The sequence below is a fragment of the Aquidulcibacter paucihalophilus genome, from assembly GCA_030285985.1.
In the GTDB taxonomy this organism is placed as follows: domain Bacteria; phylum Pseudomonadota; class Alphaproteobacteria; order Caulobacterales; family Caulobacteraceae; genus Brevundimonas.
The window spans coordinates 448,923-468,862 of the sequence record CP127384.1 but is presented as its reverse complement, the minus strand read 5'-3'; the positions used below and the strand labels follow the sequence as shown (position 1 = coordinate 468,862).

24 protein-coding genes are annotated in these 19,940 nt (G+C 68.1%); 5 read left to right on the top strand and 19 right to left on the bottom strand.

Going from position 1 to position 19,940, the window contains the following annotated elements; translation table 11 throughout:
• Window positions 1-125: 125 nt before the first annotated feature.
• Together prmC and KB221_02415 are read right to left on the bottom strand one after the other, a co-directional pair.
• Window positions 126-1,016 (bottom strand): peptide chain release factor N(5)-glutamine methyltransferase, encoded by an 891-nt coding sequence (gene prmC, locus KB221_02420; GenBank protein WIY69886.1) that lies wholly within the window; start codon window positions 1,014-1,016, stop codon window positions 126-128.
• Window positions 1,013-1,801 carry an MOSC domain-containing protein gene (locus KB221_02415; GenBank protein ID WIY69885.1) on the bottom strand — a complete coding sequence of 263 codons (789 nt, stop codon included), beginning with the start codon at window positions 1,799-1,801 and terminating at the stop codon, window positions 1,013-1,015. Before KB221_02415 ends, prmC begins: the two co-directional genes overlap by 4 nt.
• 74 nt (window positions 1,802-1,875) lie before the next feature.
• Here KB221_02415 and KB221_02410 point away from each other — a divergent pair, with 74 nt between their 5' ends.
• A complete protein-coding gene (locus KB221_02410) occupies window positions 1,876-3,096 on the top strand; it encodes a YihY/virulence factor BrkB family protein (GenBank protein ID WIY69884.1) in 1,221 nt (406 codons plus the stop codon).
• Here KB221_02410 and prfA read toward each other — a convergent pair whose 3' ends face one another.
• Window positions 3,097-4,164 (bottom strand): peptide chain release factor 1, encoded by a 1,068-nt coding sequence (gene prfA, locus KB221_02405; GenBank protein ID WIY69883.1) that lies wholly within the window; start codon window positions 4,162-4,164, stop codon window positions 3,097-3,099.
• Window positions 4,165-4,329: 165 nt separating this feature from the next.
• On the opposite strand from prfA, the gene KB221_02400 reads away from it, so the two are divergent.
• Both KB221_02400 and KB221_02395 read left to right on the top strand, forming a co-directional pair.
• Window positions 4,330-4,959, top strand: a complete 630-nt coding sequence (locus KB221_02400) for a response regulator (GenBank protein ID WIY69882.1) — start codon at window positions 4,330-4,332, stop codon at window positions 4,957-4,959.
• 64 nt (window positions 4,960-5,023) lie between these two features.
• Complete coding sequence (locus KB221_02395) at window positions 5,024-5,803, top strand: sulfite exporter TauE/SafE family protein (protein ID WIY69881.1); 780 nt, start codon at window positions 5,024-5,026, stop codon at window positions 5,801-5,803.
• A gap of 51 nt (window positions 5,804-5,854) precedes the next feature.
• Here KB221_02395 and KB221_02390 read toward each other — a convergent pair whose 3' ends face one another.
• The 10 genes from KB221_02390 to KB221_02345 form a co-directional block, all read right to left on the bottom strand.
• A complete protein-coding gene (locus tag KB221_02390) occupies window positions 5,855-6,544 on the bottom strand; it encodes a DUF799 family lipoprotein (protein WIY69880.1) in 690 nt (229 codons plus the stop codon).
• Window positions 6,541-6,903 (bottom strand): DUF4810 domain-containing protein, encoded by a 363-nt coding sequence (locus KB221_02385; GenBank protein WIY69879.1) that lies wholly within the window; start codon window positions 6,901-6,903, stop codon window positions 6,541-6,543. Before KB221_02385 ends, KB221_02390 begins: the two co-directional genes overlap by 4 nt.
• Window positions 6,904-7,210: 307 nt before the next feature.
• Window positions 7,211-8,158 carry a CsgG/HfaB family protein gene (locus KB221_02380; protein WIY69878.1) on the bottom strand — a complete coding sequence of 316 codons (948 nt, stop codon included), beginning with the start codon at window positions 8,156-8,158 and terminating at the stop codon, window positions 7,211-7,213.
• A 57-nt stretch (window positions 8,159-8,215) separates the two neighbouring features.
• The gene (locus tag KB221_02375) at window positions 8,216-8,812 is read right to left on the bottom strand and encodes a glutathione S-transferase N-terminal domain-containing protein (protein ID WIY69877.1); all 597 of its coding nucleotides are present in this window, start codon (window positions 8,810-8,812) and stop codon (window positions 8,216-8,218) included.
• Between the two features lie 28 nt (window positions 8,813-8,840).
• Window positions 8,841-9,116 carry a type II toxin-antitoxin system RelE/ParE family toxin gene (locus tag KB221_02370; GenBank protein ID WIY69876.1) on the bottom strand — a complete coding sequence of 92 codons (276 nt, stop codon included), beginning with the start codon at window positions 9,114-9,116 and terminating at the stop codon, window positions 8,841-8,843.
• 2 nt (window positions 9,117-9,118) lie between these two features.
• Window positions 9,119-9,292, bottom strand: a complete 174-nt coding sequence (locus tag KB221_02365) for a hypothetical protein (protein ID WIY69875.1) — start codon at window positions 9,290-9,292, stop codon at window positions 9,119-9,121.
• A gap of 42 nt (window positions 9,293-9,334) precedes the next feature.
• Window positions 9,335-10,483 (bottom strand): flavodoxin-dependent (E)-4-hydroxy-3-methylbut-2-enyl-diphosphate synthase, encoded by a 1,149-nt coding sequence (gene ispG / locus KB221_02360; protein ID WIY69874.1) that lies wholly within the window; start codon window positions 10,481-10,483, stop codon window positions 9,335-9,337.
• 56 nt (window positions 10,484-10,539) lie between these two features.
• Complete coding sequence (locus KB221_02355; GenBank protein ID WIY69873.1) at window positions 10,540-11,637, bottom strand: helix-turn-helix domain-containing protein; 1,098 nt, start codon at window positions 11,635-11,637, stop codon at window positions 10,540-10,542.
• Between the two features lie 194 nt (window positions 11,638-11,831).
• The gene (gene ptsP, locus KB221_02350; GenBank protein ID WIY69872.1) at window positions 11,832-14,036 is read right to left on the bottom strand and encodes a phosphoenolpyruvate--protein phosphotransferase; all 2,205 of its coding nucleotides are present in this window, start codon (window positions 14,034-14,036) and stop codon (window positions 11,832-11,834) included.
• Between the two features lie 110 nt (window positions 14,037-14,146).
• Window positions 14,147-15,421 (bottom strand): aspartate kinase, encoded by a 1,275-nt coding sequence (locus KB221_02345; GenBank protein WIY69871.1) that lies wholly within the window; start codon window positions 15,419-15,421, stop codon window positions 14,147-14,149.
• 55 nt (window positions 15,422-15,476) lie between these two features.
• Here KB221_02345 and ubiG point away from each other — a divergent pair, with 55 nt between their 5' ends.
• Both ubiG and KB221_02335 read left to right on the top strand, forming a co-directional pair.
• Window positions 15,477-16,280 (top strand): bifunctional 2-polyprenyl-6-hydroxyphenol methylase/3-demethylubiquinol 3-O-methyltransferase UbiG, encoded by an 804-nt coding sequence (gene ubiG, locus KB221_02340; GenBank protein ID WIY69870.1) that lies wholly within the window; start codon window positions 15,477-15,479, stop codon window positions 16,278-16,280.
• A 106-nt stretch (window positions 16,281-16,386) separates the two neighbouring features.
• Window positions 16,387-16,608, top strand: a complete 222-nt coding sequence (locus KB221_02335) for a hypothetical protein (GenBank protein WIY69869.1) — start codon at window positions 16,387-16,389, stop codon at window positions 16,606-16,608.
• Here KB221_02335 and KB221_02330 read toward each other — a convergent pair.
• From KB221_02330 to grxC, 6 genes are read right to left on the bottom strand one after another with little or no spacing between them, the layout of a single operon-like run.
• Complete coding sequence (locus tag KB221_02330; GenBank protein ID WIY69868.1) at window positions 16,605-17,144, bottom strand: GNAT family N-acetyltransferase; 540 nt, start codon at window positions 17,142-17,144, stop codon at window positions 16,605-16,607. The genes KB221_02335 and KB221_02330 overlap by 4 nt on opposite strands.
• The gene (locus KB221_02325) at window positions 17,099-17,554 is read right to left on the bottom strand and encodes a DUF6265 family protein (protein ID WIY69867.1); all 456 of its coding nucleotides are present in this window, start codon (window positions 17,552-17,554) and stop codon (window positions 17,099-17,101) included. The genes KB221_02330 and KB221_02325 overlap by 46 nt, the downstream gene beginning before the upstream one ends.
• A gap of 35 nt (window positions 17,555-17,589) precedes the next feature.
• Window positions 17,590-18,411, bottom strand: a complete 822-nt coding sequence (locus KB221_02320) for a helix-turn-helix domain-containing protein (GenBank protein ID WIY69866.1) — start codon at window positions 18,409-18,411, stop codon at window positions 17,590-17,592.
• 3 nt (window positions 18,412-18,414) lie between these two features.
• Window positions 18,415-18,849: a DUF1178 family protein gene (locus tag KB221_02315; protein WIY69865.1), complete on the bottom strand. Its 435-nt coding sequence runs from the start codon at window positions 18,847-18,849 to the stop codon at window positions 18,415-18,417.
• Complete coding sequence (locus tag KB221_02310; protein ID WIY70852.1) at window positions 18,846-19,685, bottom strand: carbon-nitrogen hydrolase family protein; 840 nt, start codon at window positions 19,683-19,685, stop codon at window positions 18,846-18,848. The genes KB221_02315 and KB221_02310 overlap by 4 nt, the downstream gene beginning before the upstream one ends.
• Window positions 19,682-19,939, bottom strand: a complete 258-nt coding sequence (gene grxC, locus KB221_02305) for a glutaredoxin 3 (protein ID WIY69864.1) — start codon at window positions 19,937-19,939, stop codon at window positions 19,682-19,684. Before grxC ends, KB221_02310 begins: the two co-directional genes overlap by 4 nt.
• Between the last annotated feature and the right edge of the window lies 1 nt (window position 19,940).

Genomic DNA, 19,940 nt, shown 5'->3' with positions numbered 1-19,940 from the left:
GACCGTCACTGTCCCGGGCGCGCGTGGATGGGCCTGAAGCGGTCCAAGGCGTGCGTTTTGGGTGGGAGACAGGCGAAGACTTAGCGCGGCATGGGGCCGTTTCCAAGGGGTTTGTTTGGAGCCGCCTACATCTTCGGGATGGGGTTTGTCCTCGGGTCCGGGCCGTTGGTGATGACGCGGTCGCGGTCGGACAGGTCCTTGACGATGATGACGTGCTCGAAGCCCGCGGCCTCGAACAGGGCCTTGACCTGCGGGCCCTGGTCCCAGCCGATCTCGACGGCGAAGATGCCCTCGGGGCGGAGGATGCGGCGGATTTCGGGGGCCAGTTCGCGATAGGCGGTGAGGCCGTCGGGGCCGCCGTCGAGGGCCAGAAGCGGGTCGTGGTCGCGGACCTCGGGGTCGAGGCCGGGAATGTCGCCAGAGGGGATGTAGGGCGGATTGGACACCACCAGATCGAAGCTGGCGTCGCCGAAACCGGCGGCCCATTCGGTGCGCAGGAAGGTGGCGCGGTTGTCGAGCTCGAGGTTGGTGGCGTTCTCTTTCGCGACGGCCAGGGCCTCGAAGGAGATGTCGGTGCCGACGCCACGGGCGCCGAATCGCTCGGCCAGGGTGGCCAGCAGGATGGCGCCGGAGCCGGTGCCCAGGTCGATCATCTCGAAGGCCTTGTGCGGCGGGAAGGCCAGCATGACGACGTCGAGAATGGCCTCGGTGTCCGGTCGGGGGCTGAGCACGTCGGGTGTGACGTTCAGCATGATCTTCCAGAAGCCCTTCTTGCCGAGGATGCGCGACACGGGCTCGCGGCGCAGACGGCGTTCGACGAAGGCGTCCAGCGCGGCCTGCTGGTCAGCGGTCACGACGCGGTAGGGGTCGGTCAGGATGTCGGTGCGGGTCGCGCCGGTGGCGACCTCGAGCAGAAGACGGGCGTCGATGGACGGGCTGTCGATACGGCCGGCCTTGAGCGTGGCGGTCGCGGCCTTCCAGGCGGCGACGAGGGTCGGACCGGGGGTCTGGGTCATGTCATCTCCACACGGTCGCCGACGCGCACCGCTCCGCCCGCGGCGAGGGTGGCATACAGGCCGCACCAGCGGTGCCCATAGAGATCGAACAGCGCCGGGACCAGATCGAAATCGCGCGCGGCGGTGTCCGGGTCCACATGGGTGGCGGCGCAGCGGACGATCGGCTTGACCCCGCGCAGGCGGGCTCCGCCGAGGGCCAGGTCGCGGTCGGTGCCGTCGTTCTCGATCCAGGCCGGCCAGCCCTCGATCCAGACGTTGGCGCGGAAGCGGCGCGGATCGACGGGACGGCCGACGCGGGCCTCGAAATCGCGCACGCTGGCCAGATTGAGCAGGGAGATGCGGCCCAGCGGGTGGTCCATGAAGCGGTGGTCGAGTCCTTCGGCAGACACCAGCCGCAGGGGCCCGATGACGGCGTCACCCAGCACGTCGGCCAGCCAGGCCGAGAAATAGTCACGCGACCGGGGATCATCGACGGAAAACGATATCGAGCCGTGATCGTCAGACGCGGCGTCGATCATTCGGGTCGCTTCATTCCAGCGCGTCCGGACTCCGGCCACCTCGGCCGTGCGCATCAGGACGGTGAATTTCTGCTTGGGCAGATGCTCCGGGGCGGCGCGATCGAAGCCGGAGGGGCCGTCCTCGACGGCGAACATCCGGTCGCCGGGGAACCAGCCCCCGGTCGGCAGGTCGACAGCGTCCAGCGGCTCGGGCGTGAAACCCTTGACCGGGTGGCGCCAGAGGGCGGTCACAATGCCGGAGGCGGATGGAAACAGTGGCTCAACCATGGCGTTTCGTGCCGGAGCATGGCCCCTTGCGCAAGCGGTGGAACAGGGCCGCACGGGGAGCCGTTGTGGCCGGGATGCAGGGACGATCGAAAAAGGCCGGGAAAATCGGCGTCTGGGGTGTGTTCGGTGCCGTCGCAGGCGGACTGGCGGCGGGTGCCGGCGCGGCGCACCTGCTGTATTCGCGCGGGCACAAATTCGGGGTCGAACTGCGCAAGGAGCGGCCGGAGCCCCTCCCCCCGCGTCCGGCGACGCCGGAGGATTTCGAGGCGAAGGAACCCGGCCGGGGGCGTCTGGCCCAGCGCCCGGAGCATATTCCGCACAAGGGCTGGGTCGACATCTTCTGGCGACTGGGCATGTCCTATTTCGGCGACCGGATAGGATTCCTGGCCGGGGGCGTAACCTTCTTCGTCATGCTGTCGCTGTTCCCGACGCTCGCGGCCTTCGTGACCGTCTACGGCCTGTTCGCCGATCCGGCGGACGCCGCCTCACGCATCTCATTCCTCTATTCGGTGATGCCGTCGGGGGTGGCCCGCTTCCTGGCGGAGGAGATGAACCGGCTGGCGGCCAATTCAAACACCCAGCTGACCTTCACCCTGATCTGGACCCTGGCCCTGTCACTGTGGACCGCGAACGGGGCGATCAAGGTGCTCTTCTATGGCCTGAACGTCGCCTATCACGAGGTCGAGAAGCGCAACATCGTCCGCTACAATCTGATGTGCATGGCCTTCACCGTCGGCGGGCTCGCCTCGATCCTGATCACTGCCGCGGCCATCGTCGGCGTACCCTTGGTGCTGGGCGTGTTCGGCTGGGCCGCCGAGTGGAGCTATCTGGCGCCGTTCCGCTGGCCGGTCCTGCTGCTGGTCTATGGTGCCGCCCTGACGCTGATCTACCGGATGGGGCCATGCCGTCAGAAGGCGCGCTGGCGCTGGCTGACGCCGGGCGCGATCTTCGCCGCCCTGCTGAGCCTGACCCTGTCGCTAATCTTCAGCTGGTACCTGCAGACCTTCGTGCGCACGGCCTACTACGGCCCGCTGGCAGCGATGATGGGCTTCCTGCTGTGGACCTGGCTGACCGTCCAGATCGTGCTGATGGGGGCCGAGCTGAACGCCGAGATCGAGCACCAGACGGCCATGGACACGACCACCGGCGATGCGCGGGCGATCGGCGAGCGGGGCGCGGTGGTGGCGGATACGGTCGGGCCGAAGCGCGGGTCGCCGGCGGCGCTGGCGTTCACGCTGAAGCATGCGGAGGCGTTGTCGGACCGGCTGCTGAAGCGGCGGATCAGGAAGCCCTGATCAGCTGAACTCCGCCTCCAGATCCGCCAGCCGCGCGGCTTGGTCCTCGGCGATGAGCGCGTTCAGCAGGGGGTCGATGTCGCCCTCGAGGATCTGCGGCAGGCTGTGCAGGGTCAGGCCGATGCGGTGGTCGGTGACGCGGCCCTGCGGGAAATTGTAGGTGCGGATGCGTTCCGAGCGGTCGCCGGAGCCGACCTGGGATTTGCGCGAGTCGGACCGGGCGTCGTCCTTCATCTGGCGCTGCATGTCGTACAGCCGGACGCGCAGGTTCTTCATCGCCTTGTCGCGGTTGACGTGCTGCGACTTCTCCGAGGAGGTCACCACGATCCCCGACGGGAAGTGGGTGATGCGCACGGCCGAGTCGGTCTTGTTGACGTGCTGACCGCCCGAGCCCGAGGCGCGGAAGGTGTCGATACGAATATCCTTGTCCTGGATGTCGATCTCGACATCCTCGACCTCGGGCAGGACCGCGACGGTGGCGGCCGAAGTGTGGATGCGGCCGCCGGCCTCGGTGGTCGGGACGCGCTGGACGCGGTGGACGCCGCTTTCGAACTTCAGCCGGCCGAAGACGCCGTCGCCGGTAACCGTGGCGATGATTTCCTTGTAGCCGCCGGCGTCACCCTCGGTGGCCGAGTCCAGCTCGACCTTCCAGCCGCGGGTCGAGGCGTAGCGGGAGTACATGCGGAACAGGTCGCCCGCGAACAGGGCGGCCTCGTCGCCACCGGTGCCGGCGCGGACTTCCAGCACGGCCGAGGCGTTCTCGTCAGCGTCGCGCGGGGCCAGCAGCAGGGCGACGTCCCGCTCCATGTCCGGCAGGGTGTCCTTCAGGGTCTGAAGCTCGTCGGCGGCCATCTCGGCCATTTCCGGGTCCGACGCCATGGCCTCCAGATCGGCCATCTCGGCGCGCGTCTTCGCCAGCGCCATGACGGCGTCGGCGATGGGCTTCATCTCCGCATGCTCTTTCGAGAGCCGGACGATCTCCTGACCATCGCTGGCCGCACCCATGCGCGCCTCCACCTGGTGGAAACGGTCGAGCACCTGATCGAGCCGGGCCTGGGGCAGTCGCAAGGGGGAAGCGCCTCTTCAAAACGGGAGGCGGTGTTTACTCCGACGGACGCCGCCCTGTCGATGCGGCGCGGCGATGGCGTGATCGTGACCGGGCGTCACAAGGCCGTCAGGCCGGTTTCGCCGGGCCGGTCGGGACCCCAGTTTCGATCCGGAACCGGAGGTCGCATGTTTGATGGCACGTTGAAGACGAGGCAGGACGAGGGGAGCGAACTGGCCCGGCTGAGAGCGTTGTACGACGGGCTGCTGGAGCCCGCGCCCGCGGAGATTTCCGATGCGGCGCGGGTCGATCTGGACGCCATGGCGCGGATCTTCGACCTCGACGCAGAGCGGCCCGCGGCCGGGGTGTGGCGCGACCTGCGCGCGGTGCTGACGCGACAGGCGGTGCCGCTGCAGGCCGGAGACGAAGCCATCGCCCCGACCACACCGCCGCTGACGATCATGGTGGTCGAGGATGATCCGGTCACGGCGGCAGACCTGATGGATGTGCTGGTCGAGGCAGGGCACGGCGTCGTGGGCCCATTTTCGGATCCGGCGGCGGCCATTACGGCGGCGGGCCTGCATGGGATCGACCTTGCGCTGGTCGACATCAATCTGATCGGCGACGGCGACGGCCTCGCCCTGGCCCGGGCGCTGAAGGAGACATGGGGCGTGCCCGTGATGTTCCTGTCCGGCGACGTGGCGGCGGCGGCGCGCCATGCCCGGCTGGCGACCGCCCTGGTGCTCAAGCCCTATGGCCGCCGGGACGTGCTGGCGGCGATCGCGCGGGCGGTGGACAGCGGCGCTGTGGCGGCCTGACCGCGCAACCAATGTTCGGGCAGGGCTTTGCTTTCGTCAGCCTTGCTGTTTCAGATCGGACTGAATGGAAACCTTCCTGCTGTTCTTCGTGGTCGGCGCGCTGGCCCAGGCCGTCGATGGGGCGCTGGGCATGGCCTATGGGGTGATCTCCTCCTCGGTGCTGCTGGCCTTCGGCGTGCCGCCCGCCATGGCCTCGGCCAGCGTGCACGGCGCGGAGGTCTTCACCACCGCGGCCTCGGCGGGCAGCCATGTGTGGCACAGGAATGTGGACTGGCGGCTGTTGCGGCCCCTGGCCCTGGCCGGCGTGATCGGCGGCTGCCTCGGCGCCTATGTGCTGAGCGGGATCGAGGGCGATGTGATCAAGCCGTTCATCGTCCTCTATCTGGCTGTGATCGGCGGTTACATCGTCTGGCGGGCCGGCCATGACATCCAGCCACGCCGCCTGCCGTCATGGCTGATGGCCCCGACGGGCGCGGTCGGGGGATTCCTCGATGCGGTCGGCGGCGGCGGCTGGGGTCCGACGGTGTCTTCCACCCTGGTCGCGGCGGGACAGGAGCCGCGCCGCGCCATCGGCACGGTCAATACGGCCGAGTTCTTTCTGACCGTGGCCATCAGCGCGACCTTCGTCTGGGCCCTGGTCACGGGACACTGGGCCGAGGCGGGCGCGCTGGAGAACCACGCGTCGGCAGTGGGCGGTCTGGTGGCCGGCGGGCTGCTGGCGGCGCCGTTCGCGGGCCTGATCGCCAAACGGGTGCCGCGAAAGGTCCTGACCTATGCGGTCGGCTTGCTGCTGCTGGCGCTGGCGGCGTTCCAGGGGCTGCAGCTGGCGGGGGTGCTGGGGTGAAACGACAAGGGCGGGACCGGCCTGCGCCTGTCCCGCCCTCATCGTCGGATTTTACTGCCCCGCCGGGAACTGTGCCCGATCCTGACCATAGGTGGTCGGGAGGTAGGGACCGGCAGGCAGTCCTTGGCCAGGCATCGAGGAAGCGAGCAGGTTAGCCTGCTGCGTAAGAGGAATGTAGTTCGGGGCCCCCTTCTCAATCGCGGAAACGATCGCTTGAACCAGCAGGTCAGCAAGCGGGTTGCCCGAATTTGAGGCTTGAGGCGAATAGGTCAGCGATTGAGTATCGCGCCAGAGCTCTTCGCCAGTCTTGCAGCTTTTCAGGACGTAGTCGAACTGCACGTTCGTCGACGTCGAAATCACAATGTACTGGCTTTCCCACCGCTGAATTTCAACGAACAAGACTGCATCGCATCCGAACAGATTTCCGAGACGAGATGCGTCAGCAGAATGGACAAGCCCCGCGTCAGACAAACCTTGGTCTTCGAGAACACGCTTCACCATGTAGGCCGGGTAAACGTAGTAACCACGCTCTGCGAAGGGTCGAGATACAGTGGAAACAAAAAAGTCAGAAGCAGTGACGGAAACTGTATTGTTCAGCGCAGGCACCACAAGGATGCTCCGCGGATTTTCATTGTAAAATGGCGAGTAGTTTTTCGGCGCGGGCGCCGTGACGCAGGCCGTCAAAAACAAAGCGCCCACGGCTAGAATCACGAGAGTCTTGATGTTCTTAACGATGCTCATCGGTTTGCTCCTACGGATTCACCGGAGCGCAACCGAATGATCACCCCATCCATGAACTGCTGAGCTTCCGGAAACAGACGCTTCTCGGCTTCAAAACACTGGATCGCCTCTGCTGTCCGCCCCTCCTCCATATAGAGGTAGCCCAGCTCGGCATTCAGACCCGGCGCGACCCGGTTGGAAGCCTCTCCGTTGCGGAGAGCGGCAACCAATGAGTTTCTATAGGCTTCCTTCGCCTCTGGGGTCTTGGAGTAAGCGTAAAGAGTACTCTCATACGTTCCCCACTCGAATCGCGACGCTGGCGCACAGGCGGACACCGCAAGCACAGCCCCGATCAATAGCAGCCTACTGACGGTCCTCATCGCACGCGTACCTCATATTTCGCGCCCGCAGACAGGACGACAACCTGTCTGGAGACGACTTCACCACCAGCGGAGACAATCTCAACTTCATGCCGTCCCGGTTCGAGAGGCGCGACATGGCGACTGTCGCCGAATGAAATCACTGGACCCAAGACCGTGCCGGCGACACGGATTTGCGCTCCTGCAGGAGCCCCGGAAATCCAGATCCCGGCGTCCGCCGCTCCTTGGCTGACGGACGACGTGGGGTAGGAGGCACATCCCGACAGGACCATCATCACAACGACCGCGGGTATCTTTGGCAGGCGCATCAGCGAATCTCCATGACGCGAAGGCGATGCAGGTTCTGGCCCTCCAGGGAGCCGGAAGTGATCGAAGTGATCGATCCTTCAGTCTCAGCGCTGTCACCGAACGAGCTATCGACACGGATACGAGCGACAGGAGCTCCAGGAAGGGTGATCGGCAAACCGGTTTGACCACTGATCACGACATCACCCGCAGTCTCGACAACAAACTCGGTACCCGGCCGAATACCCTGCGAGGCTCCACCGGTTATGAAGACGCGAGAACCATCGACACGCAGGACATCCGTAAACCATGCGCGCTCCTCGAGGCGCCGTATGACGTTGGTCATGGTGTCAGCAATCGCCGCGGCGATTGCGCGGTCGTTCAGGGTCGAATCGTATCCTGCTCGCGAACCAAATCCGGCGACTTCGCTCACTTCGGTAGACGCTTCGCCCGTTCCCGAGGTTGTGAAGAAGACGTGCCCGCTTCGGATATCGACCAGTCGAATCTCCACGGTGGCGGCAACAGTCTGGCGGCGGCGAGAGTTGAGAAAGCCAGCCTGGCCTTCATTGCGCCGCCCCAATTGGGTGACCGAACCGACCACCAAAGCGTCGACACCGCTCAGCGTCGCGCCTTCGACGTCCGAGATGGTCCTTTCTCTCGTGACGGCATCCAAATCCTGGCGCTCGAACACAATGAATTTTTCGGAGCCGACCAGTGCATTGGTCAGCATGTCCGACGCCTGCGATGCAATCGGGTCCGGTTCACCCGGCAACAACAGGGCCCTGCCGTAGGGGGAGCTATTGCTGAATCGCCCTACGGCAATTCGCCTTCTCAACGTCGGCGCTTGTTCCTGCGGGTTTGAGAAAGCCGCTTCGGCCGCGAAGCTCGGTAAAGCTGGCAGTTCAGCGAAAGCTGGCACAGCAAGGGCCAGGGCGCCCGCCAAGGCCCCCAAACCAACCAAATATTTCATAACGCCCCCTAGCTCCTTGGAGCTAGTCGCACACGCGAGAGGTATCAGCAAGCAATCTCAACTTGGCCGGGTGTCAGCGAAGCTCGGCCGGGCTTCCAGCGCGGCCTGCAGGGCCACCAGTCCCGGCCGGCCGGTGGCCAGGTCGAAGTCCGGATGGCGGAAGCCGATCCAGGTGACGGCGACGCCGGCGGTGATGACGCCGATGTCGAGCCGGTCCGGGTCCGGACGGGCGGCCTCCAGCGCGTCGAGGGCGCGGGCCATGTTTTCGGTCCAGCGGGCGATCCACGAGGGCGACCGCTCGGCTTCGGGACGACGCTTTTCCAGCACCAGTTTGACGCCCATCTCCAGTGCCTGATTGCCGAGGGTTTCGAGCCGCCGCACGCGCAGCCGGTCGGCACCGTCGGCCGGCAGCAGGCGCGGGCCGTCGCCGAGGCTGTCGAGGTATTCGCAGATCACCGGGCTGTCGTTGAGCGGCAGGCCGTCCTCCGCGATCAGGGTCGGGACCTGGACCACCGGATTGGAGGCCAGCAGCTCGGGCGCATTGGCATAGGGATCGACCACGATCTCCTCGATCCGGCCGATCAGCCCCTTCTCACGGGCCACGATCCGGCATTTGCGGGCGAAGGGGGACGGGACGGTGATGTAGAGTTTCATGCTGCTCTTCCCAGATTCAGGAGACCGGTCACGGGTATTGTCGGCTGGTGTGCAGCACGTTCACGATCCGCACCAGTTTCTCTTCCTCGCGATAGACCAGAATGTAGTTGGGATGGACGACCATCTCCCGCGTGCCGGCTCGGCGCCCGGGTCGCCCTGCCATCGAAAACCGGGCAAGCCGGTCGGCAGCGGCCTCGAAGAGGTTGTTCATAGCCTCGGAAGCATCGGGATTTCGCTCGGCGATGAAGGCAAGAATCGAGCGCAGGTCGGACCGCGCATCTTCGGCCCAGGCGACCCGGGCCACGACTATCTGCGGTAGCTCTCGATCAAGGCCTTCATTTCCGCCATGACCTGTTCATGCGGAATCGGAGGCCGGGTATCCGCCAGAGACCGCTCTACCTTCGCCCGGAACCAAGCGTCATAGGCTTCGGCCTCTTCGGTCGAGCCAAACTCGGATTCTGTGGGATCGAGCGCGGGCATGGGCGGAATATGCGCCCGCCCCTGCCAGCCCGCAACCGGTTGCTACCCTACGGCGACCGGCGGTTTTGCTTCTACCGCCCGCGCGGCGTCCAGCTCGGCGGCCCTGGCCTCGACCAGTTCGACGATGTGGTCGACCATGCCGTCGTTGTGCTGTTTGTGGGCCATCCGGCCGTTGACATAGACCATGCCCGAGCCGGCCCCGCCGCCCGTGAAGCCGACGTCCGTGTACAGGGCCTCGCCCGGGCCGTTGACCACACAGCCGATGATCGACAGCGACATGGGCGTGGTCACATGGGCCAGCCGCTCCTCCAGGATGCCGACGGTCTCGATGACGTTGAACCCCTGACGCGCGCAGGAGGGGCAGGCGATGATGTTGACGCCGCGGTGGCGCAGCCCCAGCGACTTGAGGATGTCGAAGCCGACCTTGATCTCCTCCACGGGGTCCGCGGCAAGACTGACGCGAATCGTGTCGCCGATGCCCGACCACAGCATGTTGCCGAGGCCGATGGACGACTTGATCGTCCCCGAGCGCAGCGGCCCGGCCTCGGTGACGCCGAGGTGCAGGGGGCAGTCGATGGCGTCGGCCAGCTGCTGGTAGGCGGCGACGGTCAGGAAGGGATCGGACGCCTTCACCGAGATCTTGAACTCGTGGAAGTCGTGGTCCTGCAGGATGCGGGCGTGGTTGAGGGCGGACTCTACCATGGCCTCGGGGCAGGGCTCGCCGTATTTCTCGAGCAGCTCCTTCTCCAGCGAGCCGGCATTGACGCCGATACGCATGGAGCAGCCGTGGTCGCGGGCGGCCTGGATGACGTCGCGGACGCGGTCCGCCGAGCCGATGTTGCCCGGATTGATGCGCAGGCAGGCGGCCCCGGCCTCGGCGGCCTCGATGCCGCGCTTGTAGTGAAAATGGATGTCGGCGACGAGCGGGACCCGGGACTCGCGGGCGATGGTCCGGAAGGCGGCCGTCGAGGCCTCGTCCGGGCAGGAGACGCGGACGATGTCGGCGCCGGCCTCTTCCAGCTGGCGGATCTGCTCGAGCGTGGCCGCCGCGTCGGACGTCGGCGTATTGGTCATCGACTGGACGGTGATGGGCGCGTCGCCGCCCACGGGGACGTTCCCCACCATGATCTGGCGACTCTTGCGGCGCTCGATGTGGCGCCACGGGCGGACGTGGGAAAGGTCAGAGCTCATGCGACCGCAACATAGGCGTTCGATTGCGGCATGGCCACGACGGCAGACTGCCGCAATCAGCCGCCGGTCGTGGTGGCCATCGCCGTCTGGACCGTGGCGGCGCGGGCCTGGGCCTCGGCCTGGGCCTCGATCTGGGCGGCCTGGGTCCGGGCCGCGACCTCGGCGGCGGCCTGACGGGCCAGGGCCTGGGCGCGGGTGTTCAGCTGGCTGAGCGGCGTCTGCTCGGCCGTCAGCGTGCCGCCGTGCTCACCGTTCAGATAGACGTCGAAGTCCGAGAAATGGCTGGAGACGTCCACGACAGCCGCGACCCCGGCCGGCGCGCGCCAGGCGTCGCCGGCGGCCAGCTGGCGGGCGAACAGCACCCGGCCGTCAGCCATGCGGACCACCAGACTGGCGGCCTTGCGGGCCTGGATCACCACCTGGGACGCGTTGGCCGAGGCGCCGTAGATGGCGCCGCGCGGATTGAAGGCCCGCTGCACCGGCGGCGCGCCGGCGGTGGCGGCGGCGATGGCTTCGGGCGAAGCCGGATCGACGCCGGTCAGTTCGGCCTCGAGGCCGGGCGTGATGTAGAGGGCCGGAATGGTCTGGTCGGGCGGTGCCGGCCGCGGCGCGGCCAGGCTGAGAGCGGCGGGCTGGCCGGGGACGGCGCCCAGGGTCCAGCTTTCCGGGATGGCAGTCAGGTCGGAGGGCTGGGGCGCGCGCATCAGGCTGACGCGCTGGAAGACGTTCCAGCCGACCACGGCGAGGACCAGGGCCATGCCGGCGGCGATCAGGCGGGGCGAATAACGACGCACCTCCTCGAAGGCGACGCCCACGGGGGCCTGGAGCGGGACCGAGGGATCGGGGCTTTCGCGCTTGAACCGCTCGACCGCGAGCTGTTCGTCGAGGCCCAGCGAGCCGGCGTAGGCGCGGACATAGCCGATCGAGAAGACGCGGTTGGGCAGGGTCGAGAAGTCGTTCTGCTCCAGCGCGGTCAGGTAGCGCGACGGCACGCGGGTCAGGCTGGACAGTTCGGCAAGCGAGCGGCCGGAATGTTCGCGGGCGATCCGCAGGCCGTCGCCGAGAGTCGGAGCGTCGGTGACGGAAGGAACGACATCCTTCCAGTCTGGATGAGCCCTGAGCTCCTGGGAGATGCCCCCCGTATCCAGCGCCATTACGCCTGACCCCACACTCTGCGCGCGCGAGGGTTCCTCACGCATCGCCATACTCGAACCCGTGGCCTGTATCATATCGGGATGACAGCCCGGACCTGCCCCCGCAGACCACCACGTTCCGGCTTGTGGATAACTCATAAGAGCCGCCCGATCAACGATTTGTTAGGCATCCCGGCGTGTCGGACCGGGACGGTTCAGATCGTGACGTTCAACTTCCGGGCCAGCGATTCCAGCTCGCCCCGGATCGAGCCGGCGGAGGAGCCGAGCAGATTGGCCATGCCGCGCCGGGCGGCGGTCAGATCGGCGGACAGGATCATCCGCTTGACCGGTCCGACGCCGCCGGCCGGGGCCGACAGTCGGGTAAAGCCGAGGGTCAGCAGGGCGAAGGCCTCAAGCGGGCGGCCGGCCAGTTCACCGCAGACGGACACGGGGGTGCCGGTGTCGGCGCATTTCTTCTGGATCTCGGCCAGGGCGCGCAGGGCGGGTGGCGAGAGCGGGTCGTAGCGGTCGGAGACCAGCGGGTTCGTTCGGTCGGCGGCGAACATGTACTGGAACAGGTCGTTAGTCCCGACGGAGACGAAATCCGTCAGCGGCAGAAGGGCATCGAGGTGCCAGAGCAGCGACGGGCATTCGATCATGGCCCCCACGCGCAGCAGGGCCGGAAGCGCCCGGCCCCGGCGTCTGGCCCAGGCGCATTCGACGTCGACCAGCTCGCGCGCGGCCCGGAACTCGTCGACCGTGGCGATCATCGGGAACATGACACGCAGCTCGCGACCGGCGGCGGCGGTCAGCAGGGCGCGCAGCTGCAGCCGGAGCAGGCCGGGCCGGTCGAGGCCGAGGCGGATGGCGCGGCGGCCGAGGGCGGGGTTCTCCTCCCGCTCCGTCTCCAGATAGGGCAGGACCTTGTCGCCGCCGATATCCAGCGTCCGGAAGGTCACGGGCCGGTCGCCGGCGGTGTCCAGGACCAGTTTGTACAGGGCGGTCTGGCTGGTCAGCCGGGGCAGTTCCTCGGAGACCATGAACTGGAACTCGGTGCGGAACAGGCCGATGCCCTCCGCGCCCGTTGCGTCCAGATTCTCCAGATCGACAGCCAGACCGGCATTGGTCAGGACGGTGATGCGGGTCCCGTCGAGGGTGACGGCGGCGACGTCGCGAAGCTTGGTGAACTCGGCCTGGCGTTCGCTGCGGACCAGCATCCGCGACTGGACGGCGGCCAGCATGTCCGGGCGGGGCCGCAGATAGGTCTCGCCCGTCTCGCCGTCGACGATGACGAGGTCGCCCTCGGACAGACGGTCGCGCAGGCCCATGATACGGCCGACGCAGGGGATCTGCAGGGCGCGGGCGACGATGGCGGCGTGGCTGGCGGCCGAGCCTTCCTCAAGCAGCAGGCCGCGCAGCTTGTGGCGCGGATACTCCAGCAGGTCGGCGGGGCCGAGGTTACGGGCGACCAGGATGGCGTCGGGCGGAATGTCGCGTTCGCCCGGCCGGTCCCCGGCGAGGACGCGCAGCAGGCGGTTGGCCAGGTCCTCGAAATCGTGCAGCCGCTCCTTGATATAGGGGTCACGGGCCTGGGCGAAGCGGGCCCGGTGCTCATTGCGGACGCGGTCGACGGCGGCCTCGGCGGTCAGGCCGGTGCGCACGGCCTCTTCCAGCGACCGGTTCCAGCCGCGGTCGTCGGCGAACATCCGGTAGGTTTCCAGCACCTCGAACGACTGGCCTGCCAGCTTGCCCTGACCTCCGTCGAGGATGGAGTCGATCCCGGCCTTGAGCGTGATCAGGGCCTCACGCAGGCGGATCTCCTCGACCTGCTGGTTCTCGGCCAGCAGGTTTTCGGGCGGAACCGGCGCCTCGTGCAGGATGACGTGGCCATAGGCGAGGCCCTCGGCGAAGCGCTGGCCCTTGAGGCGCTCCGGCCGATGCGGCGCGACCTCGATGTCGCGCAGCTCGTCCTGCGCCAGCAGTTCGCCCGAGGCCACGGTCTCGGCCAGGACCATGGCGATGGTCTGGATGTCCTCGACTTCCTCATCGTCATAGCGCCGCTCGGAGCGGTTCTGGACGACCAGCACACCGATGGCCCGGCCGCCGCGCAGCAGGGGGGCACCGAGGAAGGCGTGGTACGGATCCTCCCCCGTCTCCGGCCGGTAGGCGAAGCTGGGGTGTGCCGGGGCGTCCGACAGGCTGATGGGGGCGGCGGTGCGCGCCACCTCGCCGACCAGACCCTCGCCGGGGCGCAGGCGGGTGGTGTGGACGGCTTCGGGCTTCAGGCCCTGGGTAGCGAACAGCTCAAGCTCGCCCGAGGCGCGGCGCAGATAGATCGAACAGACCTCGGCCACCATCGACTGGGCGATGATGCGCACGACGGTATCGAGCCGGTCCTGGGCCGGGGACGCGCCGGCCATGGCTTCGCGAATCTGGCGAAGGAGGTTCCGTGGCCCCGTCGTCAATCCGCCAACCGGCATGGCCCCTCCCAATGAACGATGCCGCAGATGGGCACCGTCCGGCTCAATTCCTAGACTTGTTCCAGTCCATAGGCCGCATGAAGCGCACGAACCGCCAGTTCCGCATAGGCGGCGTCGATCAATACGCTGATCTTGATCTCGGATGTCGAGATGGCCTGGAACTTCACGCCCTTGTCCGCGAGGGCCCGGAACATGGTCTGGGCCACGCCCGCGTGGCTTCGCATGCCGACGCCGACGACCGAGACCTTGGCCACGTCCTCGTCAACGCGGAGCTCCTCGAAGCCGAGCTGGCCCTGGGCGGCGCGCATCAGTTCGGCGGCGCGGGCGGCGTCGCGGCGGCCGGTGGTGAAGGTCAGGTTGACCGCGTCCCCGCTGCGGGCCTGGCTCTGCACGATCATGTCGACATTGACGTTGGCCTCAGCCAGCCGGGTGAAGACGTCGGCCGGGGCCTCGACCCGATCGGACAGGCCCAGCAGGGTGATGCGGGCCTCGTCACGGCTCATGGTCACGCCGGATACGATGCGTTTTTCCACGATTTCCTCCTCGTCGCAGATCAGGGTGCCGGACTTGGCGGGCAGGACGCCGTTTTCGTCGGGTTCGATGAAGCTGGACAGCACCCGCAGCGGCACGCGCTTGGCCATGGCCAGTTCGACCGAACGGGTCTGCAGCACCTTGGCCCCGAGCGAGGCCATTTCCAGCATCTCTTCGTAGGAAATCTTTTCGAGGCGGCGGGCCTTGGATTCGATGCGCGGGTCGGTCGTGTAGACGCCGTCGACGTCGGTGTAGATGTCACAGGGACAGTCGAGGGCGGCGGCCACGGCGACGGCCGAGGTATCCGAGCCGCCCCGGCCCAGGGTGGTGATCCGGCCCGAGCGGCTGACGCCCTGGAAGCCCGGGACCACGGCGATCTCGCCCTTGTCCATGGCGGCCCCCAGGACCTCGCCCGGCACGTCCTCGATACGGGCGCGGCCGTGGGCGTCGTCGGTGAGGATCGGAATCTGCCAGCCCATCCAGCTGCGGGCGTTCAGACCCATGTTGCGCAGGGTCAGGGCCAGGAGGCCCGCGGTGACCTGTTCGCCCGAGGCGACGACGATATCGTATTCGTCGTCCGACGGTGCGATGCCCGCACCCGGTCGGCCGGCGCCGTCGGTCCAGGCGACCAGCTCATTGGTCTTGCCGGCCATGGCAGAGACGACGACGGCGACCTGTTTGCCCGCGGCGGCCTCGGCCGCGACGATACGGGCGGCGCGGCGGATGCGTTCGAGGTCGCCCATCGAGGTGCCGCCGAACTTCATCACCAGTCGCGTCGTAGCTGGCCGCGTCATCGTGGCGGATCGCCCCATCTTGCGTGGAGGGCCGCGCGGGTTCATCCCTCGGCCCATGGCCGCTTCTAACGACACGGTATCAACGCGCAAACCCCAAAGCGGCGCGGAATTCGACGACGGGGCCGCCGGCCCCTCGATCGATCCCGCCGATGTGGCCCGGTTTTCGGCCCAGGCGGCGGAATGGTGGGATGCCCACGGACCGTTTGCGCCGCTGCACAAATTCAATCCGGCCCGGCTGGCCTTTGTCCGCGACCGGGCGTCGGAGCGGTTCGGGCGGGATGTCAGGACGCGGGGAGCCTTCGAGGGCCTGACCCTGCTGGACGTCGGCTGTGGCGGCGGGCTGATCGCCGAACCGATGCGGCGGATGGGGTTTGAGGTCACCGCCGTCGACGCCTCGGCCGAGAACATCGGCACGGCGCGGGCCCATGCGGAACAGCAGGGACTGGACATCGCCTATCGCGCCGCGACGGTCGAACAGCTGGAGGCCGGGGGGGCCGGGCCGTTCGACGTCGTGCTGACGCTGGAGGTGATCGAGCACGTCGCCGACCCGGAAGCCTTCATCCGCGCCTGTTCGCGACTGGTGAAGCCGGGCGGGATGATGATCGTGGCGACCCTGAACCGGACGCTGAAGGCGCTGGCGCTCGGCAAGGTCGCGGCGGAATATGTGCTGCGCTGGGTACCGGCGGGGACGCACGACTGGAGCCAGTTCCTCAAGCCGGAGGAGATCCGCCGGATGCTGGGCGAGGAGCCGGTGGCGGTCAGCGGGCCCTTTGGCCTGGTCTATGATCCGTTCACGGATCGGTGGAGCGAGAGCGACGACGTCGGCATCAACTACATGATGGTCGCGACGCGCGACTGAGGGCGGTTCATCGGCGGTTCATCGACCTGACCTCGAAGTAACGGGACAGGAAAGCTTGACGGTGGGATGACGGGGCTCCCCTCCACCTCCCGCACAGGAGCCCCCCATGAAACGCCTGCTGATCCTCGCCGCCCTGTCGGCCGCCCTCATGACCTCGGCCTGCATCACCGTGATCGACGCCGACCACGATGATGATTTCGGCTGGCACGGCGAAAATGCCCAGCCCTTCGACGGCGCGCGCGCCGAATGCCGCGCCTCGACCGGCGAGGGCCCGCGCAGCGATGCCTTCCGCCAGTGCATGGCCGCCAAGGGCTGGACCCGCAGCTAGGCCTTCAGACGCCGGACCATGTAGCGGGCATCCGGGCCGTAGCCGGCCAGTTTGTCCGCCATGCCCGGCGGATCGGCGACCACGAAGCCGTGCCGTTCCCAGAACGGCGCGGCGTCGTTGACGGCCACCAGCGTCAGGGCCGGCCAGCCGGCAGCGCACGCGTCCTTTGCCAGCCGCTCGACGATAGGGCGGGACCAGCCGCCGCCGCGCGCCGCAGGGCCGATAGCGAGGTCGTGCAGGTACATCACCGCCGCCTCGTCCGGGATCGCCGGGATCAGGGTGTTGAGCGCGGGGGCGGCGTCGGCCGTCCACGGATAGGCGACCAGATAGCCGTGCGGCGCGCCGTCCTCCCCGGCCAGCACGAAGCAACCGGCAGGGTTGAGCACCAGCCGGTTCCCGAAACAGTCGCGGTCCTCGAAATGATCCGGAAAACCGACGGCGGCGATGGCGGCGACGGCGTCCAGATCAGCCGCCCTCATCGCCCGCCAGTTCAGCCGGGACAGCGTGTGTTCAGCGGGGCCGAGGTGAAGGTCCATTCCATGCTCTGCGCCTGCCCGTTGATCTCGCCCTCGATCCGGGCCTTGAGGGCGTCGCCGTCGCGTTCATAGACGATACGGGTCGGGAAGTCGTTTTCCGGATTGGCGAAGACCGCGCGGTTCGGGCCGCTTTCGGCGAGGACGAAAACCGTGGGCGCGGCGCCGCCGGGCTGGGCGACATAGGCGAAGCCCTGGGCCGTGCGCCGGAGATGGGAGACCTCGAACGAGACCCGGCCGTTCTCGACCGTCAGGGCGTGGCCGACGCTGAGACCACGCCGCGGATCGCTCCAGGTCTCGGAGACCTCGCGGCCGTTGGCGCAATCCAGCCAGTAGCCGGCCATCCATGACATGTCAGGCGTGGCCGGCGCGGCGGTCTGGATCAGGGCGGCGGCGAGGGCGGCGGTCAGCATGGGAAACTCCCCTTGGGTTCGGCATTAGCGGCACCCTAGTGCGGCGACAGCGGTCCCGGCTTGTAGGATTGCGACGCCAGCCGTCGCGCCAGACCGGCCTGGTCGCGGGCCCATTCGGTGGCGGTGCAGCCGAGGAAGCGGCGGAAGTCGCGGGCCAGCTGGGGCTGATCGAAATAGCCGGCCTCCAGCCCCGCCTCGAGCCAGCCCAGGGCCTCGGGGCCGGGTTCGGCGGCGTGATCGAAGACGCGGCGGAAGCGGAAGATGGAGCGCAGGATGCGCGGCGGGACGCCGACGCGGTCGCGGAAGCGGCGCTGCAGGGCGCGCTGCTCGCCCGGCGATCGGTCCGCACCCGGACGATCCGCGGCGGCGGCTTCGATCTCGGCGCGGACAGCCGGGTCGAGGGTCCAGTCATGGCGGCGGCGGTGGTCCTCGAGAACACGGACCATCACCTCGACCTGGGCCGCCGGATCGCCGGACGGGGCGCTGACGCCGGCGAGGCGGGCGGTCATGTCGAGACGGCGATCAACCGCCTCCACCGCGGGATGGCCCAGCCAGTCGCGGGCCCCGTCGGGCTCGAACCGGACCGCGACCAGTTCCACCGGCCCGACCGGACGCAGGGCCAGCGGACGGGTCATCTGGCCAGCAAACAGGGCCGGCGGCTGGAGCCGGAAGACGCCGTCCTCGCCCTGTTCCTCATAGGGGGCGCCGATGTCGAGGATCAGTTCGGGGCAGCCGTCGGGGGCGATCCGCTGGACAATCGGCTCGGGAGCGGGCGCGGCATAGGTCCAGATCGTGCGGACGAAGGGCCGAAGCGCCGCGGGCGGTTCGAACTCCTGGTAGCGCTCCCCCTCCCCCACCGGTCAGTGGGCCTTGGCCGGATCGGGCGGGAGCGGCGGCAGGGCAGCGCAGGGGACGCCGTCGTCCTTGAGCTTCTTCACCTCGGCGGGCGTGGCCTCGCCGTAGATCTCGCGCTTCTCCGAGCGGCCTTCGTGGATGTCGCGGGCCTCGCGGGCGAAGGCGTCGCCGACATAGTCGAAATTCTGCTCGACGTGGGACCGCACCTCGCGGGCCATCTGCGTCATCATGGTCTGCATCTTCGCCAGATCGGGGCTGGAGACCGCCGTCTTGCGGGTCCCCGCCACGGCCGGGGCCATGATCTGTTTGGAGACACCGCGCGAGCCGCAATGGGGGCATTCAACCAGACCCCGCGCGGCCTGGTCGTCATAGGCGACCGAGTCGCCGAACCAGGCCTCGAAGCCGTGGCCGCCGTCGCACTGGAGGGCGTAGCGGATCATGCCGGCCCCGCGAAATCGCGGTCGTGGGTCAGTTGCGGCACGGCGTTGCGGGCGCGCGTGACCGCGTCAAAGTCCAGGGTCGCGAACAGGACGCCGGGCTCGTCGTGATCGAGTTTGGCGACCACCTCGCCCCATGGGCCCACCACCGTGGATCGACCCCAGGTGCGGCGGCCGTCCTCGTGCAGGCCGGCCTGGGCGGGGGCGAGGATCCAGCAGCCCGTCTCGATGGCCCGGGCGCGCAACAGGGTCTCCCAGTGGGCGTCGCCGGTCGGGACGGTGAAGGCGGCGGGCACCGCGATCATCCCGGCGTCGGCCTTCGCCAGGGCGCGGTACAGATGGGGGAAGCGGATGTCGTAGCAGATGGTCAGGCCGAGCCGGGCCCAGGGCGTATCGGCCACGACCGCCTTGTCGCCGGGACGGATGGCGGCGCTTTCGCGCCAGCGCTCGCCCGTCGGCAGGTCGACGTCATAGACGTGCAGCTTGTCATAGGTCGCGACCACCGCGCCCGTGTCGTCGATCAGCAGGGAGCGGTTGGCGGCGCGATCGTCGCCCGCGTGGCCCGACTTCACGATGGCCGAGCCGATCAGGAGCCAGACACCGAGCTCCCGGGCCAGGTCGCGCAGGCCGGCGATGACCGCGTCCTGGTCCTCGGTCGTGAGAGCCGCGGCGCGGGCGGCGGGGTCCTTGATCAGGAAATTGGTCGCTTCCGGCGTCAGGATCAATTTCGCCCCGCCCGCCGCCGCTTCGCGGATCAGCGGCGCGACATGGGCAAGAGCCGCCGCCGGACTGGCCGGCGTGCGGGTCTGGAGCAGGGCGAGCGGAAGCGTTGCCATCAGGCCTCGAGCAATGCGTCCAGCTCGCCTTTGCGGTCAAGCGCATGCAGGTCGTCGGAGCCACCAATGTGTTTTCCGCCGATGAAGATCTGCGGGAAGGTCATGCGGCCGCCCGAGCGCTGGATCATCTCCTGCTTCTTCGCGGGATCGTGGGAGGCGACGATATCCTCATAATCGGCTCCCTTGCGGTCGAGCAGGTCGCGGGCGGCGTGGCAGTAGCCGCAGCCGGGCTTGGTATAGATGACGATCTCGGCCAAC